The sequence below is a fragment of the Pedobacter cryoconitis genome, assembly GCF_014200595.1.
GTDB classification, from domain to species: Bacteria; Bacteroidota; Bacteroidia; order Sphingobacteriales; family Sphingobacteriaceae; genus Pedobacter; species Pedobacter cryoconitis_C.
The window spans coordinates 702,434-728,580 of record NZ_JACHCG010000001.1; the positions used below are offsets into that span (position 1 = coordinate 702,434).

General features: G+C 38.8%; 26 protein-coding genes. 23 read left to right on the plus strand and 3 right to left on the minus strand.

All coding sequences use genetic code 11. The features are described from left to right. The first annotated feature begins 42 nt into the window (after nt 1–42). The 4 genes from HDE70_RS03185 to HDE70_RS03200 all read left to right on the plus strand — a co-directional run bounded on the left by HDE70_RS03185 (nt 43) and on the right by HDE70_RS03200 (nt 3,615). Complete coding sequence (locus tag HDE70_RS03185) at nt 43–705, plus strand: START domain-containing protein (RefSeq protein WP_183865252.1); 663 nt, start codon at nt 43–45, stop codon at nt 703–705. 77 nt (nt 706–782) lie between these two features. Then, nucleotides 783–1,970, plus strand: a complete 1,188-nt coding sequence (locus HDE70_RS03190; RefSeq protein ID WP_183865253.1) for an ankyrin repeat domain-containing protein — start codon at nt 783–785, stop codon at nt 1,968–1,970. 12 nt (nt 1,971–1,982) lie between these two features. Next, nucleotides 1,983–3,323 (plus strand): ankyrin repeat domain-containing protein, encoded by a 1,341-nt coding sequence (locus HDE70_RS03195; RefSeq protein WP_183887960.1) that lies wholly within the window; start codon nt 1,983–1,985, stop codon nt 3,321–3,323. 55 nt (nt 3,324–3,378) lie between these two features. After that, nucleotides 3,379–3,615, plus strand: coding sequence for a hypothetical protein (locus HDE70_RS03200; RefSeq protein WP_183865255.1), 237 nt, complete (start codon nt 3,379–3,381; stop codon nt 3,613–3,615). An 11-nt stretch (nt 3,616–3,626) separates the two neighbouring features. Here HDE70_RS03200 and HDE70_RS03205 read toward each other — a convergent pair whose 3' ends face one another. Further along, the gene (locus HDE70_RS03205) at nt 3,627–4,001 is read right to left on the minus strand and encodes a winged helix-turn-helix transcriptional regulator (protein ID WP_183887962.1); all 375 of its coding nucleotides are present in this window, start codon (nt 3,999–4,001) and stop codon (nt 3,627–3,629) included. Between the two features lie 95 nt (nt 4,002–4,096). Between HDE70_RS03205 and HDE70_RS03210 the strand changes: the two genes are divergently transcribed. Genes HDE70_RS03210 through HDE70_RS03220 form a run of 3 tightly spaced genes read left to right on the plus strand, consistent with a single transcriptional unit; the run spans nt 4,097 to nt 7,121 of the window. Beyond that, complete coding sequence (locus HDE70_RS03210; RefSeq protein WP_183887964.1) at nt 4,097–5,359, plus strand: serine hydrolase domain-containing protein; 1,263 nt, start codon at nt 4,097–4,099, stop codon at nt 5,357–5,359. A gap of 3 nt (nt 5,360–5,362) precedes the next feature. Next, nucleotides 5,363–6,535, plus strand: a complete 1,173-nt coding sequence (locus HDE70_RS03215) for an MFS transporter (RefSeq protein ID WP_183887966.1) — start codon at nt 5,363–5,365, stop codon at nt 6,533–6,535. A 49-nt stretch (nt 6,536–6,584) separates the two neighbouring features. After that, the gene (locus HDE70_RS03220; RefSeq protein WP_183887967.1) at nt 6,585–7,121 is read left to right on the plus strand and encodes a DUF1349 domain-containing protein; all 537 of its coding nucleotides are present in this window, start codon (nt 6,585–6,587) and stop codon (nt 7,119–7,121) included. Between the two features lie 36 nt (nt 7,122–7,157). Here the strand turns inward: HDE70_RS03220 and HDE70_RS03225 are convergent, their stop codons facing one another. After that, the gene (locus tag HDE70_RS03225) at nt 7,158–7,805 is read right to left on the minus strand and encodes an NAD(P)-dependent oxidoreductase (RefSeq protein ID WP_183865260.1); all 648 of its coding nucleotides are present in this window, start codon (nt 7,803–7,805) and stop codon (nt 7,158–7,160) included. Nucleotides 7,806–7,959: 154 nt separating this feature from the next. Between HDE70_RS03225 and HDE70_RS03230 the strand changes: the two genes are divergently transcribed. The 3 genes from HDE70_RS03230 to HDE70_RS03240 all read left to right on the plus strand — a co-directional run bounded on the left by HDE70_RS03230 (nt 7,960) and on the right by HDE70_RS03240 (nt 10,195). Further along, a complete protein-coding gene (locus tag HDE70_RS03230; protein ID WP_183887969.1) occupies nt 7,960–8,811 on the plus strand; it encodes a helix-turn-helix domain-containing protein in 852 nt (283 codons plus the stop codon). A gap of 116 nt (nt 8,812–8,927) precedes the next feature. Continuing rightward, nucleotides 8,928–9,461 carry a carboxymuconolactone decarboxylase family protein gene (locus HDE70_RS03235; protein WP_183887971.1) on the plus strand — a complete coding sequence of 178 codons (534 nt, stop codon included), beginning with the start codon at nt 8,928–8,930 and terminating at the stop codon, nt 9,459–9,461. A gap of 65 nt (nt 9,462–9,526) precedes the next feature. Continuing rightward, a complete protein-coding gene (locus HDE70_RS03240; RefSeq protein ID WP_183887973.1) occupies nt 9,527–10,195 on the plus strand; it encodes a hypothetical protein in 669 nt (222 codons plus the stop codon). On the opposite strand, the gene HDE70_RS03245 is transcribed toward HDE70_RS03240, so the two are convergent. Further along, nucleotides 10,167–11,831 (minus strand): MutS-related protein, encoded by a 1,665-nt coding sequence (locus HDE70_RS03245; RefSeq protein ID WP_183887975.1) that lies wholly within the window; start codon nt 11,829–11,831, stop codon nt 10,167–10,169. The two genes, HDE70_RS03240 and HDE70_RS03245, sit on opposite strands and share 29 nt — an antisense overlap. Before the next feature lie 115 nt (nt 11,832–11,946). Between HDE70_RS03245 and HDE70_RS03250 the strand changes: the two genes are divergently transcribed. From HDE70_RS03250 to HDE70_RS03310, 13 genes are all read left to right on the plus strand, one after another. Continuing rightward, entirely contained in the window at nt 11,947–12,681 is a 735-nt protein-coding gene (locus tag HDE70_RS03250) for a hypothetical protein (protein WP_183887977.1), read from the plus strand. After that, nucleotides 12,681–13,244 carry a hypothetical protein gene (locus HDE70_RS03255; protein WP_183865266.1) on the plus strand — a complete coding sequence of 188 codons (564 nt, stop codon included), beginning with the start codon at nt 12,681–12,683 and terminating at the stop codon, nt 13,242–13,244. Before HDE70_RS03250 ends, HDE70_RS03255 begins: the two co-directional genes overlap by 1 nt. 321 nt (nt 13,245–13,565) lie before the next feature. Then, nucleotides 13,566–14,396, plus strand: a complete 831-nt coding sequence (locus tag HDE70_RS03260; RefSeq protein WP_183865267.1) for an ATP-binding cassette domain-containing protein — start codon at nt 13,566–13,568, stop codon at nt 14,394–14,396. Nucleotides 14,397–14,401: 5 nt separating this feature from the next. Then, nucleotides 14,402–15,181 (plus strand): hypothetical protein, encoded by a 780-nt coding sequence (locus HDE70_RS03265; RefSeq protein ID WP_183887979.1) that lies wholly within the window; start codon nt 14,402–14,404, stop codon nt 15,179–15,181. Beyond that, nucleotides 15,182–15,544 carry a GntR family transcriptional regulator gene (locus HDE70_RS03270; RefSeq protein WP_183887981.1) on the plus strand — a complete coding sequence of 121 codons (363 nt, stop codon included), beginning with the start codon at nt 15,182–15,184 and terminating at the stop codon, nt 15,542–15,544. 11 nt (nt 15,545–15,555) lie between these two features. Next, nucleotides 15,556–16,290 (plus strand): hypothetical protein, encoded by a 735-nt coding sequence (locus tag HDE70_RS03275; RefSeq protein WP_183887983.1) that lies wholly within the window; start codon nt 15,556–15,558, stop codon nt 16,288–16,290. 244 nt (nt 16,291–16,534) lie between these two features. Next, the gene (locus HDE70_RS03280) at nt 16,535–18,631 is read left to right on the plus strand and encodes a nitrite reductase (protein WP_183887985.1); all 2,097 of its coding nucleotides are present in this window, start codon (nt 16,535–16,537) and stop codon (nt 18,629–18,631) included. Further along, nucleotides 18,621–19,418 (plus strand): uroporphyrinogen-III C-methyltransferase, encoded by a 798-nt coding sequence (cobA, locus tag HDE70_RS03285; protein ID WP_183865272.1) that lies wholly within the window; start codon nt 18,621–18,623, stop codon nt 19,416–19,418. Before HDE70_RS03280 ends, cobA begins: the two co-directional genes overlap by 11 nt. Nucleotides 19,419–19,421: 3 nt before the next feature. Next, nucleotides 19,422–20,918 (plus strand): TSUP family transporter, encoded by a 1,497-nt coding sequence (locus HDE70_RS27415; protein ID WP_183887987.1) that lies wholly within the window; start codon nt 19,422–19,424, stop codon nt 20,916–20,918. A 1-nt stretch (nt 20,919) separates the two neighbouring features. After that, nucleotides 20,920–21,624, plus strand: a complete 705-nt coding sequence (locus tag HDE70_RS03295) for a phosphoadenylyl-sulfate reductase (RefSeq protein WP_183887989.1) — start codon at nt 20,920–20,922, stop codon at nt 21,622–21,624. 11 nt (nt 21,625–21,635) lie between these two features. Continuing rightward, entirely contained in the window at nt 21,636–22,541 is a 906-nt protein-coding gene (gene cysD, locus HDE70_RS03300; RefSeq protein ID WP_183865275.1) for a sulfate adenylyltransferase subunit CysD, read from the plus strand. Then, on the plus strand, nt 22,541–23,791 hold the full coding sequence (locus HDE70_RS03305) for a sulfate adenylyltransferase subunit 1 (protein WP_183865276.1): 1,251 nt from the start codon (nt 22,541–22,543) through the stop codon (nt 23,789–23,791). Before cysD ends, HDE70_RS03305 begins: the two co-directional genes overlap by 1 nt. 149 nt (nt 23,792–23,940) lie before the next feature. Continuing rightward, on the plus strand, nt 23,941–26,064 hold the full coding sequence (locus HDE70_RS03310) for a carboxy terminal-processing peptidase (protein ID WP_260159906.1): 2,124 nt from the start codon (nt 23,941–23,943) through the stop codon (nt 26,062–26,064). The last annotated feature ends 83 nt before the right edge of the window (nt 26,065–26,147 follow it).

The window sequence follows — 26,147 nt, forward strand, 5'->3', positions numbered from 1 at the left end:
TTTACTGCCCGGTTAAATTATCTTTTTATGCGGCAGTTTTTTATGTCAAAGTTCACCAGTTCACACTTCCTGTTCCTTTCTTTTATCTTATTTTTTACAAGTTTGAATCTGGCCTCAGCTCAGGAAAAATGGACTTTATCTGTAAATAAAGAGGGCATCCAGGTTTATACCCGCCCGATTGAAAATTCTAAAATCAAAGCAATCAAAGTAGTCACCAGTATCCCTGCTACTTCTTCACAACTGCTGGCTGCCATTTTAGATATACAGACTTGTGGCGAATGGGTTTACCATAGTAAAGAAAATGTACTGATTAAGCAGGTTTCTCCACTGGATCTGATCTATTACTCGCTTGTTGATGTCCCATGGCCAGCAGAAGATCGTGATTATGTAGTGCATATACAGGCCGAGCAGGATCCTCAGACTAAAGTAATCACAGTAAATTCTCCATGTATCCCAGGGTATGTAGAGGAAAAGAAAGATATAGTCAGAATCAGCCATTCGGTCGGAAAATGGACGATTACCCCGGTTAGTAAAAATCAGGTCAAAGCGGAATATGTACTGGAAGTTGATCCTATGGGAAATATACCGGCCTGGTTAATCAATCTTTTTGCTACTAAAGGCCCGCTGGAAACCTTTAGAAACCTGAAAGTGCACGTACAAAAAGAAGCATATAAAAAGGCGCGCTTTAAGCTAATTAGTGATTAAAGAAAATATATTATCGCTGTTGTAAAACATTTAGTCGTATTTGGAGTTATACTTGTAAACGAAAAACTACAGGTATAATGAGAATCGAAAGTGAAATTGTAAGTGCAATCCAATCCAGAGACTTTGAAAAAGCGAAATCCTTATTACAAAGCGGAGAGAAGATCTCTAAAGAAGTAATCAATCAACCCAATTTCACCCTCCCCTTCAGTCAGGTCATCAAAGCTAAAGAATTTGAAATTATTGACCTTTGGGTAGCCGATAGAACTATTGAAACAGATGTTTACGAATATGATTCTTTCCGGAATACAATTTTTGAAACTATAATCAGAGAATTTCCGGCAGATGAAGAATCAATTAACTGGTTATCCGGTTTTTTGGGGAAGCTGGATAATATCAATGATGAGATAGGGGATGTAACCTTATTGAGTTATGCGTTTGAAAATGGCGCAGATGTTAAGGTTATCCAATGTCTGATTGATGCAGGCTGCGATGTAAATTATACAAATAATGCAGAGCAGAGTTTGCTTTATGAGGTCGTTAATAAAAGAATGATGGCGCCTGAGAAAGCGATCGCTTATATAGAGGTCTTAATTGAGGCTGGTTTAGATGTTAATAAGGGTAATATAGTCAGAGAAACGCCGCTAATGGTGGCTGTCAATAATAATAAGATTGATTACCTGGATTTGCTTTTAGAAAATGGAGCAGATGCAAATGTGCAGGATCAGAAAGGTAAAACTGCTTTTACCCGTGCGGTAACAGACCAGTTCAGTGAAAAGCTGTATGATAAACTGGCAGCTTATACTATGCCCGATTTTGATCAGGCGGATGAGACTGGAAACACACTTTTATCTTCTTATTTAAGCCGTCTGAATAATAATGCTTATATCAGTATTCTGCCAAAACTTTTAGAGGCAGGTGCAGATATCAACCAGAAAGCGCCGCATTACGATCAGCAAAAATCTGGTCTGGACTGGTTAGCGGAGAAATCCTTCGAAACTTTAGAAATAGCGTTGGAAACAGGCAAAATAGAAATTAATGAGCAGGATGATCTGGGCGAGACGATCTTGCATAAAGTATGCGGGTATAACATCGTGCTGGATGAACAGAAAGCAAAGGATATTTATAAAAAAGTAAAGTTACTGATAGAATCGGGGGCAGATGTGAATGTGGTCAACAGTAAAGAAGAAACACCTTTGATGCTGGCATCCAACAACAATATCAAAATAAAAACAGTACAATTATTAATGTCCAATTCAGCAAAATAATTAACGTATCAAATGTCAATGTCATTCCTGATTGCCTGCGAAAACGGCAATAGAAAAATAGCAGAATTACTACTTTCTTCCGATGAAACGGATGTTAAATATACAGATGAAAGAGGCCGGACGGCTTTACATTATGCAGCTCACAGAGGTTATCTGGATATCGTAAAAATACTGGCTGATCAAGGAGCCAATATTGATTATGAAGATCATAATGGAGAAACACCACTTTATTTTGCGCTGGTTCAGAAGCAGAAGCAAACTGCGCTTTTTCTGATTGAAAAAGATGCGAAGATTGATATCAATGATAATCAAGGCAATAGTTTTTCTCATATTACAGCCAGAACTGCACAGATTGAAGTACTTAAAAAGCTGATAGATCTTGGACTGGAAACCGATTTGGAGAATAACGATGCGGAAACTCCTTTACTGATTGCTGCGGGTTGCAGTAACAGGGAGATTGTAAAAACACTTCTGGAGCATGGCGCGGATATTCATAAAACGAATAACCTGGGGGATAATGCATTACTGATTGCCACAAAGGCTAAAAATAGCCAGATGGCAGAACTATTAATTGATAGTGGTGCTGAAGTCAATCATATCAATGATGCAGGGGAGAGTGCTTTATTAGTGGCTTGTTATGATAATAATCAGCTGATTGTTAAGTTGCTGGTTAAAAGAGGTGCAGACATTTTTATTGCTTCAAAAGCCGGAATGTCACCAATCTGGTATGCCGTTGCACACAATCAAAAAGAAACCGTTAAATTATTTATTGAAAATGGACTGGATTCTAATTATGCCAGACCATTTAATAAAGCAGATGGGGCTATGGATTCTTACCTGGACTGGGTAGAGAGTGCAGTGGAGACTGCGCTTGACAGTAACTTTAATCTGAATAATGAGGTTTGCAGCGGTGAGAGTTTACTACAATTAGCTGTGAAATGCGGTGCATTGAGCATGGTGAAATTGCTGGTAGAGAAAAATGCCACTGTAAATTATCAGGACGAATCGGGTAATACTGCTTTGCATTACGCGGCTTCGAATGGCAAGAAGGATATAGCTAAATTCCTTTTGGAGAATGGCGCTGATGTGAGCGTTGTCAATGTCAAAGAACAGAAAGCTATCGACTATTCGAATATCAAGGGATACAATGAAATTACAGAGCTGATTATGAAATTCAGTGCCCCTGGAACAGTTGTAAATCCTGTAATTAAGGCCGATACACCTGTGGCCGCTCCGGTAAATGACCTGGCTTCTAAAAAACAGGCTTTAATGGATTTGAAAGAATTACTCGATGCGGGTATACTTACGCAAGAGGAATTTGATGCGGAAAAGAGTAAGATTTTAAAAGGATAATATAAAAAAATGGGCTGATTTCTATTCCGGGAATCAGCCTTTTCATTGGATTCAGATGGACGAATTTAGTATCAGGTTTTTGCACCATACAGTGACGGTTACTTCGGCAAATAACGGGCAATATATTGTTTCTTATGATGAAACGGTAAATGGTGTCGTGGTTCCATTAGTACTTGGTGTCATCTACCCAAAAGAGGACATCGAACTGGGTACTAAATGGATTACAGATGATGATTTATCCGATGAATTAGTCCAGCTATTGGGCGAGATGATTCAGGACAGAGGGATGTAAAAGGTAAACTTTTAAACAGCCGGTACTTCTTTCATTAATTCCCTGTGCCTTGCTCCCCATTGACTGAGCTGTTTCCAAATTGGGATCAGCTCCATGCCTATAGCAGTTAATTCATACTCTACTCTGGGGGGAACTTCTGCGTAAACGGTGCGCTTAATGATCCCGTCAGTTTCCAATTCTCTTAAATGTAAAGTCAGCATACGTTCGGTAATGTTGCAGATTTCTCTTTTCAGCTCACTGAACCTGAGTTTCCCCGGTTCCAGTTTACAAAGAATCAATAACTTCCATCTTCCGCCAACCATGCAAACTGAATAGGTTAAGTCACAGTCATTTGTGATGTATTTTCTATTTAAGTTATTCGTTGAATTCTCCTTGATATTTGCCATTACTTACTTTTTTGTATGTACCATACAATAGGTGCATTGCCTGTAAAAGTAAGGGTTACCATTTAATTTAGCCAGCTCAATTTAAATAAATCGAGATGATTAAATATCCATTAATGTTAACTATGATGCTATCCGGAACGAATTTACAGGCACAAAGACCTGTGATTACCAATGAAAAACTATATCGTATTGATAATTTAGCGCAAGAATTGATTCAGACCGGCCAAATTGCCGGTGCAAGCGTCTTGCTCTTTAAAGATGGGCAGACCATTTACAATAAAGCATTTGGTTATGCAGATCCTGAAACTAAAAAGGCAATGCAAACTAATAGCATTTTTAGAATTGCTTCACAAACGAAGGCGATTACCAGTATTGCAGCAATGATGCTTTGGGAGCAGGGGAAGTTCTTGCTGGATGAACCTGTTTCTAAATACATCCCTGAATTTAAGAAAACAGCTGTGCTTGAAAAATTCAATTCAGCAGATAGCAGTTATACGACTCTGCCGGTCGTCCGGGAAATTACGATCCGTGATTTGCTGCGCCATACTTCCGGGCTGAGTTATCCTGTGTTTTCTATCGACGAAAGACTCAACGCGATTTATGCTAAAGCACGTGTTTCTACTGGTCTGGGCAGTAAAGGGGTATTAAAGGAAAGGATAGAACTCCTGGCTAAACAACCCTTATTACATCAGCCTGGAGAAGCTTTTACTTATGGATTGAACACAGATGTACTGGGAAGATTAGTAGAGGTCTGGAGTGGATTAAATTTAAACGATTTTCTAAAGACCAGGATTTTTGATCCGCTGGAAATGGAAGACACTTATTTTCATTTACCAAAAGGGAAAGTTGACAGACTGGTTGCACTGGATCAGAAGGTGGACGGTAAACTAAAGAAACGAAAAGAGCTGATTTATGAGGGGAATGAGGTAAACTATCCGGCTGCCGATGGGATTTATGTATCTGGTGGTGCTGGTTTAAGTTCAACAACGTCTGATTATTTAAAGTTCCTTCAAATGGTATTGAATAAAGGGGTTTGTAAGGGGGAAAGATTGATCGGGGAGAAAACTATTGAGTTGATGCTGAAGAATCAACTGACTGAAAGCATGAAAATAAACGGACAAGAGGAAGGTTTTCAGTTTGGTTTAGGCTGGGGATTAGTGAATGAGCGGAACAGCTACCTTCATCCGTTAAGTACAGGCTCTTTCTTTTGGGGCGGTGCTTACAATACGCATTATTGGGTAGATCCAAAAGAACAGCTGATCGGGCTTGTTTTTACACAGGAATATATGCCTGATTCTTATTGGGATCTGGGTTATTTATTCAAAAACGTGTTTTATTCTCTGATAGAAAGCAAATAAGTCATGATTGTAAACAAAAAAACAGCCTATATCGGATGCCTGGGAATGATTGGTATCATCAGTACAGAATTCGGTGTAATCGGCGTATTGCCTCAAATTGCTGAGCATTATCAGATTACTATTGATAAAGCAGGAGTTCTGCTCAGTGCATTTGCATTGGTTATTGCATTGACCGGCCCTTTTATGACCTTAATGGCTTCTGGTTTTGACCGAAAAAAGGTGATGGTAGCGGCTATTGCTATATTTTTAGTTACTGGTATCGTCTCCTCTTTTGCACCTCCTTTCTGGTTGCTGCTTACGGTACGTATATTACCTGCATTTTTACAGCCCGTTTATATTTCTACAGCTATTGCTGCCGCTGTAGCTTCTGGTCAGCGAAAGGATGAGCATCAGTTGATGGGTATTGTATTAGGCGGGATTGCTATTGCGATGGTCACTACTATTCCACTGGCAACTTACCTGGCCGGGGTATTTACCTGGAAAGCTTCCTTTATGGTCCAAACTGTGGTAAGTGGGCTTGCACTCCTTGGTATAATGAAAATGCTGCCTCCTATGCCAGTTTTAACCCGGAAATCATATGGCAGTCAATTACAAATTCTGAAACGTCCTTCTTTTCTGATCAGTATAGCCATGAATTTCTTTATGATCGCAGCGTGGTTTTCTACGTATAGCTATTTCGCTGATTATCTGGGTAAGGTCAAGCAGATGGATGAAAAAATGATCAGTTATATGTTATTTTTATTTGGGGTTACCGGAATTGTTTCCAATTGGATTTCTGGAAAGATGCTGAGTAAAAGTATTCCATTAACCACAGCAGCATTTTTATCCGGTACGCTATTGATCCCTTTCGCTTTGCAATATTCAGGTGGAAATACGGGAATGACTATTTTGGTTGTTGCGGTTTGGGGCTTCCTGTATGCCCCTTGTTTTCTCAATGCTTCGGCTTATATGATTTCTGCTGCACCGCATGCCTTAGAGTTTGCGAATAGCCTGGCTACTTCTTTTGGAAATCTTGGCGTCTCTGTAGGGACCATTGTAAGTGGATGGGTTATTGCGACCAGCGGAATAGCGATGTCTCCATGGGTTGGGATGAGTTTTGGTCTGTTATCTTTGACGATGATCGGACTGAGAAGCCTGATCGAAAGCCGGCAGCAACAAGCAGAATGTTATTCCTGATATTCATATTTATCGCTTAAATTAAATAGCTTCTTCCTATATTACAGCTATGAAATGGTTCAATCAACCCGGCACATGGAATGGAGATGCTGCCCTTGTAAATTTTACTGTAGATCCGGACACGGATTACTGGCAAGTGACGCATTATGGCTTTAAACGTGATAATGGCCCTTTTTACTATCAGGAGATTACTGGTGATTTTCAGGCAAGCGTGAAAATTACCGGTCAGTACCAGGAACTTTTCCATCAGGCGGGATTAATGATCAGGATCGATGAAAAGAACTGGATCAAAACGGGCATAGAGTATGTGGACGGTGTTCAGAATATCAGTGCAGTGGTGACCAGAGAGGTTTCAGACTGGTCTGTAGTACCACGACATGATAGTCCTGAATCTGTTTGGTTGAAATTACTGCGTAAAGGTGATTATGTAGAGATCAGCTATTCATTTGATCAAAAGAAATATGATATGCTGCGTCTGGCTTATTTTCCTCCGGGAGTAAAAGTGCAGATTGGTATGGTTGCTGCGGCGCCGGGAAAAGAAAGTTTTCCGGTGACTTTTGAAGATTTCAAAGTAGAGGCTGTATAAATTAAGGGAGCCTTTTCCAGAGGCTCCCTTTTTTGTCTATAATTTGAGTTTACTCGCCACAAAGGGGGCTTTTTTTATATAAGTTGTATCGGTAAGCTGAGCGATCAGGAAATCAGCAAGATCTGTGGTACTGATCAATTCTTCCAGACAATCTTTCAAATCGACTACCAGGCCCCGTCTTTCTGTGGTTTCCTCAATCCAGGGCAATCTGACAATTGTCCAGTCTATTGAACTGGCGGTCAGTATTTCATAGGCTTTTTGTTTATCCTCCACAATCACTGGAAAAGTTGTTTTCATCCAGACTGTGCCTGCTAAATTTTTGGCACTTTTCTGATCTCCGGGAACTTCAAGGTTAGAACCTGTCAATAAAATATATCTGCTGAGTTTAAACTCTTCCATAGCATTGATAATATTTTCAGTAGCCAGGCTTGAAATGAGTACCTCGTCTTTATTTTGTCCGATTGCGCTGATGATTGCGTCACAGCCTTCTATTAATTGTTTTGCGGTTTCGGGGTCTTTAATATCGCCTGCTACTATTTCTAAGGCAGGATGTGACAGGGTATAGTCTTTTGGTTTTCTGATCAGGGATTTTACCTGATATCCATTATTTAATAATTCCTGAAGCAGGTACTGGCCTGCTTTTCCTGTTGCCCCTAATAAGGCGACTTTTATAGCTTGTTTCATTGATTTCTTTATAAAATTATTGAAAATATTATACCTTCACCATAAGTCAGCTGACCTGATGAATACACGGATTTTGGGAATCCGCTTGAATAAGCGATATTTTATAAAGACAGTAGAATAGGTTAAATTTACATAATTTATCAATCACTTGTACATGAAGTTTCATCACTTAGAGCCGGTTACTAAAGGCGAATTCCACTTGATCATTAATGAAGCTGATTTTGACCGTTCTTTTTTTCAGCGTGACCGGACAGATAAATTTCTAACAATTGCCTGGAACAAAGGAGTACAGCAGGTAATTACGATCGATGGGGTCAAATATGATTTTCCGGAGCAGAGTATTTTACCCTTAATGGTGAACCAGTCTTTCCAGTTTGAAAAGCCTGAACAAGTGGTTGCCTGGCAGTATAACAGGAATTTCTATTGTATCGTTGATCATGATAAAGAGGTTAGTTGTGTTGGCTTCTTATTTTACGGATCTACGGGTAATCTGTTCGTCAAACTGAATGCACAGGAGCAGAAAAAGATCACCTTACTTTTTGAAATCTTCATAGAAGAATTTAATACCATAGATAATATCCAGCGGGAAATGTTGCAGATGTTATTGAAAAGATTGATTATTATCATTACCAGGCTGGCTAAAAGCCAATATGTAACAGATAAGAACCTGACAGATGATAAGCTTGATATAATCAGGCGTTATAATCTGCTGGTAGAACAGCATTTTCGTTTACAGCATCAGGTGCAATTTTATGCAGAACTGTTAAGCCGCTCGCCAAAGACATTAGCTAACCTGTTTGCTATTTATAATCATAAATCGCCATTGGCCGTTATTCAGGAAAGAGTGGTTTTAGAGGCAAAAAGGCTTTTGATTTATACAGATAAATCTGCGAAAGAAATCGCTTATGAGCTGGGTTTTGATGATGCTGCTTATTTCAGTAATTTCTTTAAGAAGCATGCTTCCTTTTCTCCTTCGGATTTCAGAGCTGCTAAATTAGTTTCTTAAGACTGATTGTTTCAGGCATTAATTACAAATCATCGGGAAGTTTCTCTATGGCCCAGCTTTAATGGAAGGCAGATATTTGTGGTGTTCACTATTCAAGAACATTAACTGATAAACGCATGAAAACATTCACAGTTCCAACCAGAGAAGAAGTTACTCCAGCTAACCAGGCTATTTTTGATAATTTAAACAAAATGGTAGGTTTTGTCCCAAATCTATATGCTGCATTTGCACATTCTGAAAATGCTTTAGGAAATTATCTGACGCTGCAAAATGCAAAAACATCCATGAGAGCTAAAGAGCGTGAAGTAATCAATTTAGTAGTCAGTCAGGTCAATAATTGTCTGTATTGCCTGAGCGCACATACTGCTTTCGCAAAAATGAATGGCTTTACTGATGCCCAGATTTTAGAAATCCGTAAGGCTGAGATTACTTTCGATCCAAAACTTTCAGCTTTAGCAAATGTGGTTAAAAGTATCACTGAGAATAAAGGTCATGCAGATGCACAGCTTTTACTGGAATTCTATGCCGCAGGTTACAATGAAGGAAACCTGGTTGATATTGTAATGGTGATTGGCGACAAAGTAATTACCAATTATCTGCATGCTTTAACTGATATTCCTGTAGACTGGCCTTTAGCGCCTGCCTTATAATAAATGATTTAGCATTGATAATATTGAAATATTAATCTATTTTTATATAGAATAAAAGATTAACAATGAAGATATTATCAATGCTTTTCTACTTCTTTGCGCATCATGGAGCCTGGTCATTCTTGGTATTACTGATCACTGGCATTGTTCTTTCTTTTTGGCGAAGCAGTATTTTTTACGTGATTCTGAGTTTTATTTTAGCGCTGGCCAATGTTTTTACCGGTCAGTTCGTTAATGCAGCTTTTCTTGCACATTATGGAGTGAGAGGATCTGCGGTTGTAACGCTGGAACAGGAAACCAGTTCTACTTTAAATGATTCTCCGATCTGGGATTATGATGCTGTTGTTCATACTGCCGATGGAAAAGACGTAGTGACGGATTTTTCTACCACTACTGCTTCGATCTATCCGATTCGCAATGAAATTATTATTCCACCCCACGGAGAGCGTTTTGTAGTTAAATATATCCCTGGTTTTGAAAGGAATATTGTGATTATGAGAGACGAATCACCTTATGGGATTAAAAGGAAAATTGCTGAAAATCGAGCGCCTTTACAGAAAGCTCAAGGCGAGTACAATTCCAATACGAAGAATGAGTCTTTCCGTAAAGCATATGTACAAGCCCTCAAAGATTATATAGAAAACCCGGAAAATGCGAGTGACAGTCTTAATATTAAGGCTTACAAATCAATTATTCAGGATTTAACTAGTCCTTCATCAGTAAATCAACAGTAGCATTGGCATCAGCAATCACCGCTGCCGGATAATTATTAATTTCCAGGATTCTGATTGCATTCCTTGTTTTTAAAGGGCCTTTTTTAATGGTATGATCAAAGATCAGTTCTTCTTCAGCAATAGTTTCGGAGAAATGATAGTGTTCATATTGTGTTTTCAGCAAGTCGTTAAGTTCGGTATCATGGGTGGAAACGAAAACCTGATTATTGCCTTTAGCCAGGTAGGAGAGGATCGCTTTTCCGGCCGAAACCCGTTCAATCGTATTGGTTCCTTTGAAAATCTCATCCAGGATAAAGAAACAAGGTTCCTCGCTCACTGATTCTTCGATAAAGTTTTTGATGATCCTCATTTCTTCAAAATAATAACTCTTCTCTTCCAGTAAGCTATCCGAAATGGTAATAGAGGAGAATATTTTTGAATATGGCATACTGAATTCTTTAGCCATACAAGTAAACAAGGTTTGACCAAGAATCAGGTTTACGCCAACGGACCTGATAAAAGTTGTTTTACCAGACATGTTAGAACCTGTCAGCAATAAGTTTTTATGTTGTAAATCAAGATCATTCGGAACACAGTTTACAACCAGTGGATGTTTGACGCCTGAGATATGGATACAATTTTCCTGGTTGAATACTGGTTTACAATATTCACCTTCCCACGAGTGTCTTAGCGAAGCAATAGAGATAGCGGTATCGACTGTTCCTATGAATTTGAAAAGCCTTTTTAGCAAATCTTTTTGTGATCTCAGAGAGTCAATGATAGAGTAGAAGAGGATGATTTCCACATTGAAGGCAATCTTTAACAGTTCGAACAGCATATAACCAATCATTACTGTATCTGCCTCAGCCATGTTGTCCAGCTTTACGCCAAGCATTTTTCTTTTCAGTGGGGTCAGCTCTTTAATGAGGTTGGTTACTTCTGGAAATTGTGCATTGATCTTTGCATCAGCGTCTAGTTTTTTAGCGGTATCAAATGCTTTTAGAAACTCACCAAGAGAAGAGGTATGAACACTGACCTTGTTTTTATTCCAGTAATGAATTCCGGAATTGATGATAAATATTCCGAAAAAGACAAGCAGAAAACCCGGATGAAAGATAGCAGCAATCAGGGAAAGTACATTGAGTATAGAAAGAATGTAAACGATGGGCATAAATGCAGGCGCCTCAATTTTCTTTGCGTAAATCAGATCCTGGAAGTAATAAGAATCGTTTTTCTCCAGTATTTGTAGGGTGGCTTGTGTATCCAGTCTCAGTTTTTCATCTTCGGTAATCAGATCTGCAAGTTTATCCAGAAAAATCAGGTCTGTTTGTTCTTTATCAATTGTTCTGAGCCTGGCATATAAAAACTGCTGACCTACTCTGGATATTGTTCTGTCAATCAGTTTAAAGACATCATTGATGTATAAATCATCTGCTATTTTATCAGAGATCAGTTGTAATTTTTCTGAAGATTCAGTAATCGTATTTAAAAAGTAGTTTTCTATTAGATCGATATCTATATATCTGCTGTTTTTTGCGCTTCCCCAATCCCGTTTAAGTTCCTCCCGTTGTGTTTGAACCGCAAAGTTCTTTTTATAAAGATAAACAAGAAGGTAAAGTGCTACCAGGGCAAGAATAATGTAAGCTAAAATCAGCATGAGGTGTAGGATAGTATGAAAAGATGCGAAATTTAAATAAAAATAAGAGGATTATGAATAGGTTACCCAATTTTAACACTGACTTTATATAAGGCTGGTCATTAAAGAAAAATTATTGAAAGTAGCTATTTATGGCAGAACTGGTGATGTAGAAGGTAGGTGTGGAAGAGAAGAAGAAACACAAAGCCATAGAGGAATGCTACCGAAAGGGAGATTGGCAAAATCGTTCTTATCGTCCTGGAGCTTTGCTCAAATGACAGATAATAGCTTATTAGATATCGCTTTTCAACCTTTAAGTCATTCAGATTATGGCAATCAAATAAGATCATATTTTGTCAACAGAAAGGGAAGGACAAACGATATGGTAATGCAGAGATGGGTATCTGAATTTACCAACAAAAATGATATGTTTGATGCAATTGCCAGGGATATAAAACGTAACCACAATATGTTTCATGATACCAAAGGGGGAATGATAAATATATCTCAGGCAATTGAAATTAATAAACCAAATTTTAGAGTATCTCCAATAAATTTATCAGAAATGATAGCTATAGGCGGTGTGCAAGAAGTAGTAGTTAAAAATAATTTAATTAGGGAAAGTATAGAACAAAGCACTATTGATCGCTTTGGAAAAGGACATAATAAGCCGCATACTGCTACAGTTAAGCTAGATATTCTGATTAAAGATTGGTATGGTGTAGATGAAGATGACTTTATGAATCTAAGGCCAGCAGCATTGCTTGGACGAAAGGCAATTGCTGCTTTGTGGGTGCTGCAACACCAAAGAGGTTATAAACCATTTATAAATGTTTATCATTACAGGCACGACCTTAAAATTGTATTCTAATGCGAAAAATAATCGTCTTATTTGTCTTTTTAGCAGGATGTATTTTTGGATGTAAAAATAATGAACCTGTTAAATTTATCAATGTTTATAAGGATTCTGGTTTTGATAATGATGCAGATTCATTGAAAAAAACTGGTTCAAAATTTGATATTTACTACGCTTATAATTACAGCGATACCAATCTTAAACAGCTTATTAGAATTCTTGATACACTTAGCTTCGACACGGCATATAGTAATCATAACTATAGATTTTTAAGATATAATTCCAGTTTGCCTGATACAGCTAAATTAAAAAAAGCGATGAACAGGAAAAATAATAATGTTCAATTAGATATTGAGAATCCTGGAAGTGCAAAATTCTACAAATATCAAATTTTGGATTTTATGTTTGTAAAACATTATGTAAGTGAAGGGAGATCTTTCCCAAACAGCTATACGCTCACATTTAATGATAAAGGAAGTATACACGCTGACCGAAAATATTTCTTGCGCGACAGCATTACTAAAAAACTAGTTGAAGTAGATCAGGATGCTGTGATGCCTGCACAAGTTATTCGCTAGATATTTTTGGAAATCCAGGGTGAAATGTGTCAAATGGAAAAGATAATGTTTTCCCCCTTGTTTGCCTTATTATCTCGGTTTTAATAATATATTGTTTATTTACCCTTAACATTGAAAAACTACTTTTGCCCTCAGTAAAATATTTGGTTAGTATTTTCTAGTTAAGGTTTAGTTGATAAAAAAAATACCCGGGTGGATGTCCGGGTATTTTTTTTGCCATTTTTTCTGGTTATAAATATTTATAAATAAAAGTTGCAATAGTTAAATACTTTAATACATTTGTAGTGTATTAGATAACTAATACACCTAGACGCTACAACTATGATAGAGATTACTAACTTAACCTTCGGCTACAGTAAAAACTCATTATTGTTCAAGAACCTCAACCTGAAACTGGAAGCTGGCCATATTTATGGACTGCTCGGGAAAAATGGAGCGGGGAAATCAACATTACTGAAAAACCTGGCCGGACTCGTTTATCCTTTAGCAGGTCATTGTACATTGAACCACTACAATGCCGCAGATCGTTTGCCAGCTTTTTTGCAAGAGCTGTTTTTTATACCCGAAGAGCTTTTCATGCCGGCACTCACCGCCATACAGTTCATGGAAAGTACTTCACATTTTTACCCGGGCTTTGATGCCATGCAATTTAAAAAGATGCTATTGCAGTTTGATGTGCCTGATGACAGGCAATTAAGTAAACTATCTTTTGGTCAGCAGAAAAAGGTCATGATCAGTTTCGGTCTGGCAACCAATACACCACTGCTGATTATGGATGAACCCACCAATGGACTGGATATCCCTTCAAAAATACAATTCAGGAAAATCATCGCTTCTGCGCTGACTGAAGAAAGGTGTGTGATTATTTCTACACATCAGGTCAGAGATCTGGATAGTCTGATTGATACTTTGGTTGTACTGCATGAGAAAGAAATTGTATTAAATAATTCGCTGGATAACATAGCAGAAAGGTTGCTTTTTACTACAGCTGCTCAGGCAAATACTGAAACCATATTATATACGGAAGAAAATACAATTGGTGTAAATACTATTAGTACTAATACTTCGCAAAAATATAGCAGGGTAGATATGGAAATGCTTTTTAATGCAATCATCTCTGGTCATCAATCAATTATTGACAGCTTAAAATAAATCAAATGAACAACATATTTAGTTTTCAGCGTTTTTTCAAGCTGCTGAGTAAACATACAAGAGAGCAGTATAAAACTTATTTAATTTCCACAGGTGTTTTGATCGGAATTCTATCCCTGATTATGGGGACTGCTGCTTATTTTAATGGAGGAGAGTTTGGTGTTAACGGACAACTGGTTTTCTTTTATCTTTTCCTGTTCTTATCCGGTACGATTTTCACGAGTATGGTCTTTTCAGATTTAGGTGATAAAAAGAAATCCATTCCGGCACTGACACTGCCAGTGTCGCATTTTGAACGTTTTTTAGTAGGCTGGGCCTATTCCTTCCTGTTCTTTCAGGCGATATTTATCATTTGCTTTTTTATAATTGATTTCATTATAATAAGTATAGGAAATATCAATCCACTGATTAAAAATGAACTGGTCAGTATGATTGATAAAAAAGATCAGTTTCTGATCGCATTTTTAATCTTTGGTCTGCTGCATGCAACCGCTTTTTTAGGAGCTATATTTTTTGAGAAACTTCATTTCATTAAAACAGCCTTTGCAGCTTTTGTTATACTGATCATCTTGCAATTGGTGAATGTGCCTATAATAAATCAATTATTCAGAACAAATGGACGCATGCAGCCCATGTTTGTCGGGATATCTTTGGAAGAGAGTGGGCGTAGCTTTTTTATAGCACCATCCGATCTCGCTTATAATATTGTAATTACGATGTTTATTGGAGTCACAGTATTATTATGGACTGCTGCATTTTTCAAACTGAAAGAAAAACAAGTATAAATGGAATTTAGAGAAAACGAAGCCATATATCTGCAAATAGCAGCATTTGTGGGAGATAATATACTCGTAGAGAAATGGATAGAAAAACTTCCTTCTGTCAGGGAACTGGCGGTTGATCTTCAGGTGAATCCAAATACAGTGATGCGCGCCTATGAGTTTCTTCAGGTTAAAGAAGTGCTTGTGAATAAGCGTGGAATTGGTCTTTTTGTTGCGCCTGATGCTAAAGAAAAGCTGAAAGACTATCGGAAAGAGCGGTTTCTTGGGCAGGAGCTTCCAGAGTTTTTCAAAAATATCTCTTTACTGGATATCAGTATAGAAGAGATTCAGCAACGTTATGAAACCTTTACCAAAACAACCAAATAACCTAAACGATCATGAAAACAAGTACAATGTTCATCATTACAGCCATATTGGTTACACTGGTATCTTTATTCGCCTTTGATTACTCCATAAAAAAGGTTTATCTGACGGGAGAATATAAGAGCCGTTTTAACGGAATGGATTTTACACCTTTAAGTGAGGTCGAAAAATTAAATATACAAACTGCAAAGTTACGTGGTATTCAAATTGAATACGGAGCTAAAGAAGGGATCTGGATTGACAGGTCAATAAAAGAGAAGATTAAATTTAATGTTAATCAGCATACATTGAATTTGGGTGCATCCGAAGCTAGTAAAAATGATAAAGATCTTTGGATCAATGGTCATATTGTCATTGTAACCAAAAAATTGAGTGGTGTGACCACAATATCAGATTTCATATCTTCAGATGAAGCGATAAAAAAACACGAGAGATTTAGAGAAGGTTCCAGTCAGATCATCATGGAAGGGTATAACCTGGGCCAATTAGATTTACAGATTGCTTCTTTTGTCAGTATTTATTTACATCGGATGGAAGTACAAACATTAAATGCGACTGTTGGTACTAAAATTGGCTATGGCGCAGAACTTACACTTTCTTCAGACACCAAAATCAATAATGCGACATTGAACGTGCCTGGAAACAGTAAACTAACTATGCTGGATCCGAAAATTGTAAAAACAAACTATCTTTTGTCAGATAGTGCAACTGTCTCGCTAAACGGAAGAGTCGTGCAAATGATTAAATAAATCTGGTCTGAGCATTTTAAAATTAAGCCGCTGTCTTCTTGAACAAAGACAGCGGCTTTTTCTTTTTTTTAAACAGATTTTATCCTTTGAAAATCAAAATAACCATTTAATGTGCTTTGAATGAGTATAGTTATTCTTTTTTTATATTAAATACTACTAATTCTATGTATAATATATATCTTTGGAATAAGAGACCCTGAAAACGTCTTTTAAACAAAACAATCCTTAACCAAGATTTATTGACATGCAAAGTTTTAGAACGGAGCTGGAGAACCCGGTAGTAGAAAAAGATATCATAGATCTTGAACAAAAGATCCGTGCCTTCCGTGAAGGAAAAATACACGACGAAAAGTTTCGCAGTCTTCGGCTTGCGCGTGGTGTTTATGGTCAGCGGCAGCCGGGCGTACAAATGGTGCGTATTAAATTGCCATTCGGAAAAGTCACCTTTAAACAGTTATTGCGCATTGCCGATGTTTCTGATGAATACGGTAGCGGAAATCTGCATTTAACCACCAGGCAGGATATTCAGATTCATTATGTGAGTCTGGATCGTACCCCTGAACTATGGGCAGAGCTGGAACGTGATGATATTACTTTACGTGAAGCCTGTGGCAATACTGTTAGAAATGTAACTTCTTCGCCTGATGCAGGGATCAACCCTGAGGAACTTTTTGATGTTTCTCCTTATGCACAGGCTGTGTTTAAATATTTTTTAAGGAACCCTATCTGTCAGGAAATGGGCAGGAAAATCAAGATATCTTTTTCAGCAACAGAGAAAGATACTGCTTTCAGTTATATTCATGATTTAGGTTTTATACCTAAGCTCAATGAAAAAGGAGAGCGTGGATTTAAAGTCATGTTTGCTGGTGGTCTGGGTGCACAACCTTTCCTGGCTAGTGTAGTGCATGATTTCTTACCTGAAGATCAATTGATTCCTTACTCAGAATCTGTTTTAAGGGTTTTTGATCGTCATGGAGAAAGAACGAACAGAAATAAAGCAAGGCTAAAATACCTGGTTCAAAAACTTGGATTAGAAGAAGTAACCCGTTTAATTGCTGAAGAAGTTATTGCCAATAAATCAAAATCTTTTGAGGTTGATTTGGGTACGGTGCCACTTCCGGCATTGCCAGAGGCTATTGCTGCATCAGATCAGCGTCCGGCAGATGAAACGCATTATAAGAGATGGTTGGATACCAATGTATTCCCGCAAAAACAAAGTGGTTTTTATGGGGTATATATCAAAGTACCAGTCGGTGATATCAAAACTGATAAAGCGCGGTTATTTGTGGCGGCTATACGTCCTTATGTGGCGGATGAAATCAGAATTACCCAGAACCAGGGCTTATTATTAAAGTTTGTCAGAGCAGAAGCATTGATCCCATTATATACCGTATTAAATGAGCTGGACTTTGCGGTTCCCGGATTTGATAGTGTGGGTGATATTACGACCTGCCCGGGAACAGATACTTGTAATTTAGGAATTGCAAACAGTATGTCTCTTGCAGCGGTATTGGAAGGGGTAATTCATGAAGAATATCCTGATCTGATTTACGATAAAGACATTAAGATAAAAATAAGCGGCTGTATGAATTCATGCGGTCAGCACGGCCTGGCACACATTGGATTTCATGGAAGTTCAGTCAAAGCAAACGGAAAAGTTGTGCCTGCGATACAGGTGATGATTGGTGGCGGAACAGTAGGGAATGGCGAAGGCCGGGTTGCCGAACGTGTGATTAAAGCGCCAACTAAACGTGCGCCAGCTATTCTGCGTACAGTTTTAGATGACTACAGTACGAATTCAGGTGAAAATGAAAGTTTCCACCAGTATTACGATGCTAAAGGTAAAGATCACTTTTACCAGCTATTGAAACCTCTGGCAGACCTTACCGATTTAAAAGATGAGGAGTATGTAGACTGGGGACATGAAGAAACTTTTGTGACTGCAATTGGTGTAGGAGAATGTGCTGGCGTAGTGATTGACTTGGTGGCTACACTTTTACTCGAAGGAGAAGAAAAATTACTATGGGCAGGTGCAGCTTTTGAAGGCAAGGCATGGTCTGATGCGATTTATCATTCTTACAGTGTATTTGTAAATACTGCAAAAGCATTGTTACTGGATAAAAGTATCAGCAGCAGTACGCAAACAGGTGTAATCAGAGAGTTTGATACCAATTTTGTAGAAACAGGTGAGGTAGTTTTACCTTCAGCTTTTAACGAACTGGTACTGCAAATTAATAAAAATGAGCCTACAGAAGAGTTTGCAACAGCTTATCTGGAACAGGCTACACAATTTTATTCAGCAATGAGAGCGAAGAGGGAGGCGCAGGTAAATGTTAATTAATTCAGGAACAAAAAGAGAAATCAGAGAACCAAGAATTACGCTGGTTGGTGCAGGGCCGGGAGATCCGGAACTGATCACAATGAAAGGTGCAAATGCATTGAAAGATGCGGATGTGGTTTTATACGATGCGTTGGTGAATGAAAAAGTATTGGAATACGCTGCTGCTGATGCTATCAAAGTATATGTGGGAAAACGTTCTGGTGAACATTCTTATTCACAGGAAGCGATCAATAAACTGATGGTGGATTATGCGATCAATTACGGACATGTAGTGCGTTTGAAAGGCGGTGATCCATTTGTATTTGGCCGTGGTTATGAAGAGTTGAATTTTGCAGCAGGGTATAATATCCCGGCGCAAATGATTCCCGGATTGTCAAGTTCGATTTCGGTGCCCGGTTTACAGCAGATCCCGGTTACGCACCGCGGATTAAGTGAAAGCTTTTGGGTAGTGACAGGATCTACAGCTTCTGGAGCGATATCCAATGATCTTTATGAGGCTGTCCGTACTAAAGCTACGGTAGTGGTATTGATGGGCCTGAACAAACTGAAAGAGATCGTCAAGCTTTACAAACAGGAGGGAAAAGCGAATTTACCTGTTGCTGTAATCCAAAGTGGTTCTACCGAAGAAGAAAAGCTGGCCATTGGTATTGTGGACACGATTGAAGAAGTTGTGCTGGAAAAAGGAATCGGGGCACCAGCCATTTTAGTATTTGGTGAAGTAGTTTCTTTACATCCTCAATTTCAGCCCATCAAAGATTTTTTTGCAGCCATTAAAGAAGAGTTATAAACTGTGGAAGAACTAAAAGGCAATCAACTATTTCCTGTTTTTTTAAAGCTCAACCAATTGCATACGGTCATCATCGGAGCAGGGCCTGTAGGTCTTGAAAAGTTGAATGCCGTGCTTGGCCAGAGTGAACGGGCAGAAATTACAGTGATTGCCCAGGAGATAACTGAAGAGGTTTATGAGTTGGCTAAGCGTTTGCCGCAGGTTCAGCTTTTGAAGAAAAGTTATGCAGCAACCGATCTTAATCAGGCAGATATCGTGATTGCAGCCACCAATAATAATATATTAAATGAAGAAATAATACGTGATGCCCATGCATTGAAATTGCTGGTTAATGTGGCTGATAAGCCTGATTTATGTGATTTCTACCTGGGTTCTATCGTGAAAAAAGGAGACTTGAAAATTGCAATCTCTACCAATGGTAAATCACCCACCATTGCTAAAAGATTAAAAGAATTGTTTAATGATAACCTGCCAGCAGAACTGGATATTACTTTACAGCAAATGAGTTCATTTCGTAATACTTTACAAGGAGATTTCAGTTCGAAAGTGAAGAAACTGAATGAAGTTAGTGCGGTACTTGCAGAACCTGCTGCTAAGAAACCTGTGGAACCTGGTATTCAGAAAACTTCTTATCCTAAATTCAAATGGTTGATCTGGTTAACAATTGTTTTATCAATTGCTGTGCTGATTGCTGTTTTCTGGCAAAGAGAGCCTGAGTTTCAGGCTTACGTAGCAGAGATCAATCCTATGTTTTACTGGTTCTTAGCAGGAGGGTTCGTTTTTGCCATGGTAGACGGGGCAATAGGAATGTCTTATGGCGTTACTTCTACTGCTTTTTCATTGTCTATGGGGATTCCGCCGGCTTCGGCCAGTATGGGAGTCCATTTGTCTGAAGTACTCAGTAATGGTATAGCAGGATGGATGCATTACCGGATGGGCAATATCAACTGGAAGCTATTTAAATTACTGATTATTCCGGGAATTCTGGGTGCGGTAGCGGGTGCTTACCTGTTGTCTTCATTGGAGCATTACGGGACTTATATCAAACCATTTATCTCTTTATATACATTGATACTTGGTGGGGTGATCCTTTCCAAAGCCTTTAATGTATCCAGAAAGAGAGTTGGCGGAAAGATTAAGAAAATTACCTTATTAGGTCTTTTCGGTGGTTTTATCGATGCTGTAGGTGGTGGTGGATGGGGCTCTATTGTTTTATCCAGCCTGATTGCCGGCGGCAGAAATGCAAGGTTCTCTCTGGGCACAGTAAAACTGACCCGTTTTTTTATTGCGCTGATGAGTTCACTGACTTTTATCACCATGCTGAAGTCTGCCCATTGGGAAGCAGTAGCGGGATTGGTTATCGGGAGTGCCTTAGCTGCGCCGATAGCGGCAAAAGTTTCTAACCGTATTTCGGTTAAGAGTATTATGGTTGCCGTAGGGATTATTGTTATTGCGGTGAGTTTAAGAAGTATTGTTATGTTTATTATAAAAGTTATATAAAATGAAAGCGTACCTGGAAGAAATAGCTGTGCAGATTAAAGACATGGGCCCTGTAGAAGCCCTGACTTTCCTTTCGCAGAAATTTGCGGGACAGATTACCTTTTCTACGAGTTTTGGCTGGGAAGACCAGGTCATTACAGATTTGATATTTGCCAATGACCTGCCCATAAAAGTATTTACACTGGAAACTGGCCGTCTATTCCCTGAAACTTATTACGTATGGAACAGAACGCTGGAAAACTATCATAAACCTATCCATGCTTATCATCCTGATGAAGCGGCACTGGAAGCTATGGTTTCTAAAAAGGGGCCGAATAGTTTTTATGAATCCGTTGAAAATAGAAAAGAATGTTGTGCCATCCGGAAGATTGTGCCCTTAAAAAGAGCACTCAAAGGAAATCAATGCTGGGTAACCGGGATCAGGGCAGAACAATCTTTAAACCGTACAGATATGTCAAATCTGGAATGGGATGAAGAAAACCAGCTGATTAAGTTTCATCCCATCTTTTATTGGAGCCTGGATGAGGTCAAAGCCTATATTAAAAAGAATAACATTGTATACAATACCCTTCATGACAAAGGATTTCCGAGCATTGGCTGCGCTCCCTGTACCAGGGCAGTTCGGGAAGGTGAAGATTTCAGGGCAGGAAGATGGTGGTGGGAAGATCAGTCAAAGAAGGAATGTGGTTTGCACACCACAAAATAACGAGAAACAACATGAGTAAATATAATTTAGATTATTTAGACGAATTAGAAGCAGAAGCGATTCATATTCTGCGTGAGGTAGCGGGGCAGTTTGAAAAACCGGCATTGCTTTTTTCTGGTGGGAAAGATTCAATTACATTAGTCAGGCTTGCTGAAAAGGCTTTCCGTCCAGGTAAGTTTCCTTTTCCGCTGGTACATATTGATACCGGGCATAACTTTCAGGAGACAATCGATTACCGGGATGAAATGGTAGCGCGTTTAGGCGAAAAACTGATTGTGGGTTATGTGCAGGAATCAATTGATAACGGAAAAGTAATCGAACAGAAAGGTAAAAATGCCAGCAGAAATGCTTTGCAGACTGTGACCTTACTGGATACCATTGCGCAACATGGCTTTGATGCTTGTATCGGCGGGGCCAGAAGAGATGAAGAAAAAGCGAGAGCTAAAGAACGTATCTTCTCGGTAAGGGACGAATTCGGTCAATGGGATCCTAAGCGCCAGCGTCCTGAGCTTTGGAATATTTATAACGGCAGAATCCATAAGGGAGAGAATGTACGCGTATTCCCCATCAGTAACTGGACGGAGCTCGACGTATGGAACTATATCCGCAGAGAGAAAATGAGCCTGCCGTCTATTTATTTTGCGCATCACAGAGATTGTATTACCAGGAACGGACAATTAATGGCTGCATCACCTTTTCTGAATATGGATGACGCAGATATCGTGACTCACCGCAAAGTGAGGTTCCGTACCGTTGGAGATATGAGCTGTACTGCGGCAGTAGAGTCTGAAGCTGATCAGATTGATGATATTATAGATGAAATCAGCGCATCAAAAATAAGTGAACGTGGTGCCCGCCTGGACGATAAAGTGTCTGAAGCAGCGATGGAAGACCGCAAAAAAGGAGGATACTTTTAATGAATATACTTAAGTTTTTTACAGCAGGAAGTGTTGATGACGGGAAAAGTACCCTGATCGGCAGGTTATTATATGATACAGGTTCTATTCTGGCAGATCAGCTGGAAGCTTTACAGCAATCGAACCGTAAAAACGATGATGGTACAATTGATCTGGCTATTTTAACAGACGGGCTGCGGGCAGAAAGAGAACAGGGGATCACTATTGATGTGGCTTACAAGTACTTTCAGACCGGGAAAAGGAAGTTTATTATTGCAGATACACCCGGCCACATTCAGTATACCCGTAATATGGTTACTGGTGCATCGACCGCAAATCTCGCTATTATTTTAGTAGATGCGAGAAATGGTGTAGTAGAGCAGACCATCAGGCATTCTTACCTGGTTTCCCTGCTTGGGGTAAGCCATGTGGTGATCTGTATCAATAAAATGGATATGGAAGGTTACAGTGAAGAGGTATTTAATACAATCACTGAAAACTATAAAAAAATGGCTGCGAAGCTGAACTTGCAGGATATTACTTTTATCCCGGTGAGTGCTTTAAAAGGGGATAATATTGTCCATACTTCGGAGCATATGCCCTGGTATCAAGGGACTAGTTTGCTGGATTTTCTGGAAACAGTAGAAGTTACTGTGAACCAGGATCTGCATTATGCAAGGATGCCCGTGCAATGGGTGATCCGTCCTCAAACTGAAGCTTTACATGATTACAGAGGTTATGCCGGCCGTATTTTGAGCGGTGCTTTTAAAGTGAATGATAAAGTAACTGTTTTACCTTCGGGCAATAGCTCTGTCATTGACCGGATTGAAATCTTTGAGCAGACCCCACAGGAAGCTACCGCCGGGCAGTCTGTTACTTTACACCTGAAAGATAATATTGATATCAGCAGGGGAGACGTACTGGTAAATTCGAGTTATCTGCCGCAGCGTTCTCAATTGATAGAGGCCGATTTGTGCTGGATGGATAATAAGCCAATGGATGATTCTATTACTTATTTCTTACAGCATAACAGCAAGCTGACCAAGTGTAAAATCAGGGAAATCCTGCATAAAGTAAATATCAATACTTTGGAAAAAGAGGAAACTCACGAGTTCAAATTAAATGATATAGGACGCGTGGTAATTAAAACAGCCGATGAACTGGCTTTCGATTTATATACTGAAAACAAAGCCAATGGTTCAGCAATATTAATTGATGGACGTACAAATTTAACGGTAGGAGCCTTGATGTTCAGGGCTATAGTTGAATAATAATGAATGACATTTAATGATAAACAGGAAGGGACAAACAACAACGTTTGTCCCTTTTTTGATAGAAAAGGATTTTATAGTTATTTAGTGAGAAACTGGCATTATATTTAGCTATTGTTACAAGGATGGATTTTAAATTATTTAAAGAGATGTTAAAAAGAATATTGGTGGCAACTTTTACCGTAGCCGTTCTGGCCTGCCAGGCTACTCCAAAACCACAGCAGGTGGTGGAGGGTATTCCAAATATTATGCCTGATGAAAAGCAAAGCCTGGTTGCCAGACAAGTTGTTGCGCTGATAGAGAACTACAATTATAAAAAGATAGTAGTAAATGATTCTATCTCTTCGATCGTACTGGATAAGTATATCAAAGCACTGGATCCTTACCGTAATTATTTCCTAGCTTCAGATATTAAAGATTTTGAGCAGTTCAGGACAACACTGGACGATTCTTTCAGAGACGGTGATCTGAGTGCCCCATTTTATATCTTTAATATTTATTCCAAAAGATATAATGAAACGCTGGATTATGCGATGGCGCATATCAAAGATAAATATGATTTCAATCAGCAGGATACCTATGTTTTTAACCGGGAGAAAATGCCCTGGGTAACGTCAATTGCTACGCTGAATGATATTTGGAAAAAGAAAGTTAAATATGAACTGGTTAATTTAAAGCTGGCGGGAACCTCGGATGCTAAAAATGCGGAAACATTGACCAAAAGATACAAAAACCTGAAGTTACAATCTTCTAAGTTGAATAATCAGGATGTATTTCAGGTATTGATGGATGCCTTTACAGGAGCTATAGACCCGCATACCAACTATTTTAATCCATCTAATGCCAGTCAGTTTAATGAGCAGATGTCCCGTTCGATAGAAGGGATTGGTGCTTATCTGCAATCTGAAAATGATGTGCTGAAAATTGCAGAAGTGACACCAGGCGGGCCGGCTTATAAAAGTAAACAACTGCATGCAGGAGACCGGATTATTGGAGTTGCACAAGCGGATGGTGAATTTGAAGATATTATTGGCTGGAGACTGGACAATGCTGTTGCAAAAATCAAAGGCCCTAAAGGGACTGTAGTCCGGTTGAAAATTATCCCTGTAGGCCATGATATGTCTTCAAAACCTGTGATTATTGAGATTACCAGGGAGAAGATCGTAATGGAAGATCAATCAGCTAAAAAAGAAGTGAAAACCATCCATTCTAATGGCAAACCTTATAAAGTAGGAATTATTAGTGTGCCTGCGTTTTATATAGATTCTAAAGCTGCAATAGCTAAAGAGGCTAACTATAAAAGCACAACACGTGATGTTAAACTATTAATTGATACCCTGAAAAATAAAGATAAAGTGGATGCGATTGTGATGGATCTTCGCGGTAATGGCGGAGGGTCTTTGCTGGAAGCCATTGACCTTACTGGTTTGTTTATTGATCAGGGGCCTGTTGTTCAGGTGAAAGATCAAAAAGGAGAGGTTGAAGTAGATAGCGATGAAAATCCTGGTGTAGCGTGGAGCGGGCCTTTTGGAGTGCTCGTAGACCGTACAACTGCTTCTGCTTCTGAGATCTTTGCAGGTGCAATACAAGATTATGGAAGAGGAGTGATTATCGGAACACAGACTTATGGTAAAGGGACTGTACAGCAGCCGATTGATTTAAATAAACTGGTTAATCCTTCGATTTTGGAGCGTTTAGCTAGTTTAGTCAAATTGGATAGTACAGGCAAACCTGTTCAAACAGCTGAAGTTCCTCAATTAGGGCAGATCAATTTAACTATCGCTAAGTTTTATCGTGTAAATGGTAGCAGTACACAGCATAAAGGGGTGATGCCGGATATTACTTTACCTTCTTTTTATCCAATGGATAAAGTAGGTGAGGATACAGAAGCTTCTGCTTTACCATGGGATGAGATCCAGAAATCGGATTTTGTACCGGTGGCTAACCTGGCTGCATTGAGAACAGAACTGGCTAAGCTGCATGAAACAAGGATGGGGAAATCGTTGGATTACAAGATTCTGGTTCAGGATATTGCAGATATGAAAAAACGTAATCTGGAAACTTCAGTTACTTTGAATGAGAATAAACTGAAGTCAGAAAGGGAGGTGCTGGAGGTTAAAGCTTTAGAAAAAACCAATAAATTGAGAGCTACAAGAGGATTGGCACCAGTTAAAAAGGGGGACAAGATCAAAAAGAGTGAAAATTTTGATTTCTTAGAAGATGAAACTTTAAGAGTAATGGCAGATTATATTCAATTGAAGCCTACAGTTTAATCCTAAAATACTATCTTAAGAAGCCGTTTAAAATCAAATTAAACGGCTTCTTTCATTTTAACTATTAGACTAACCGAATTACT

Excerpts from the sequence above, each read along its gene's own strand:
- HDE70_RS03185 (WP_183865252.1), top strand. The coding sequence starts at position 43 with ATGTCAAAGTTCACCAGTTCACACTTCCTGTTCCTTTCTTTTATCTTA.
- HDE70_RS03240 (WP_183887973.1), top strand. The coding sequence starts at position 9,527 with ATGAAGATATTATCAATGCTTTTCTACTTCTTTGCGCATCATGGAGCC.
- HDE70_RS03225 (WP_183865260.1), bottom strand. The coding sequence starts at position 7,805 with ATGAAACAAGCTATAAAAGTCGCCTTATTAGGGGCAACAGGAAAAGCA.
- HDE70_RS03270 (WP_183887981.1), top strand. The coding sequence starts at position 15,182 with ATGGAATTTAGAGAAAACGAAGCCATATATCTGCAAATAGCAGCATTT.
- HDE70_RS03205 (WP_183887962.1), bottom strand. The coding sequence starts at position 4,001 with ATGGCAAATATCAAGGAGAATTCAACGAATAACTTAAATAGAAAATAC.
- HDE70_RS03235 (WP_183887971.1), top strand. The coding sequence starts at position 8,928 with ATGAAAACATTCACAGTTCCAACCAGAGAAGAAGTTACTCCAGCTAAC.
- HDE70_RS03195 (WP_183887960.1), top strand. The coding sequence starts at position 1,983 with ATGTCAATGTCATTCCTGATTGCCTGCGAAAACGGCAATAGAAAAATA.
- cobA (WP_183865272.1), top strand. The coding sequence starts at position 18,621 with ATGTTAATTAATTCAGGAACAAAAAGAGAAATCAGAGAACCAAGAATT.
- HDE70_RS03230 (WP_183887969.1), top strand. The coding sequence starts at position 7,960 with ATGAAGTTTCATCACTTAGAGCCGGTTACTAAAGGCGAATTCCACTTG.
- HDE70_RS03255 (WP_183865266.1), top strand. The coding sequence starts at position 12,681 with ATGCGAAAAATAATCGTCTTATTTGTCTTTTTAGCAGGATGTATTTTT.
- HDE70_RS03260 (WP_183865267.1), top strand. The coding sequence starts at position 13,566 with ATGATAGAGATTACTAACTTAACCTTCGGCTACAGTAAAAACTCATTA.
- HDE70_RS03245 (WP_183887975.1), bottom strand. The coding sequence starts at position 11,831 with ATGCTGATTTTAGCTTACATTATTCTTGCCCTGGTAGCACTTTACCTT.
- HDE70_RS03220 (WP_183887967.1), top strand. The coding sequence starts at position 6,585 with ATGAAATGGTTCAATCAACCCGGCACATGGAATGGAGATGCTGCCCTT.
- HDE70_RS03200 (WP_183865255.1), top strand. The coding sequence starts at position 3,379 with ATGGACGAATTTAGTATCAGGTTTTTGCACCATACAGTGACGGTTACT.
- HDE70_RS03305 (WP_183865276.1), top strand. The coding sequence starts at position 22,541 with ATGAATATACTTAAGTTTTTTACAGCAGGAAGTGTTGATGACGGGAAA.
- HDE70_RS03275 (WP_183887983.1), top strand. The coding sequence starts at position 15,556 with ATGAAAACAAGTACAATGTTCATCATTACAGCCATATTGGTTACACTG.
- cysD (WP_183865275.1), top strand. The coding sequence starts at position 21,636 with ATGAGTAAATATAATTTAGATTATTTAGACGAATTAGAAGCAGAAGCG.
- HDE70_RS03280 (WP_183887985.1), top strand. The coding sequence starts at position 16,535 with ATGCAAAGTTTTAGAACGGAGCTGGAGAACCCGGTAGTAGAAAAAGAT.
- HDE70_RS03210 (WP_183887964.1), top strand. The coding sequence starts at position 4,097 with ATGATTAAATATCCATTAATGTTAACTATGATGCTATCCGGAACGAAT.
- HDE70_RS03265 (WP_183887979.1), top strand. The coding sequence starts at position 14,402 with ATGAACAACATATTTAGTTTTCAGCGTTTTTTCAAGCTGCTGAGTAAA.
- HDE70_RS03215 (WP_183887966.1), top strand. The coding sequence starts at position 5,363 with ATGATTGTAAACAAAAAAACAGCCTATATCGGATGCCTGGGAATGATT.
- HDE70_RS03190 (WP_183865253.1), top strand. The coding sequence starts at position 783 with ATGAGAATCGAAAGTGAAATTGTAAGTGCAATCCAATCCAGAGACTTT.
- HDE70_RS03295 (WP_183887989.1), top strand. The coding sequence starts at position 20,920 with ATGAAAGCGTACCTGGAAGAAATAGCTGTGCAGATTAAAGACATGGGC.
- HDE70_RS03310 (WP_260159906.1), top strand. The coding sequence starts at position 23,941 with ATGTTAAAAAGAATATTGGTGGCAACTTTTACCGTAGCCGTTCTGGCC.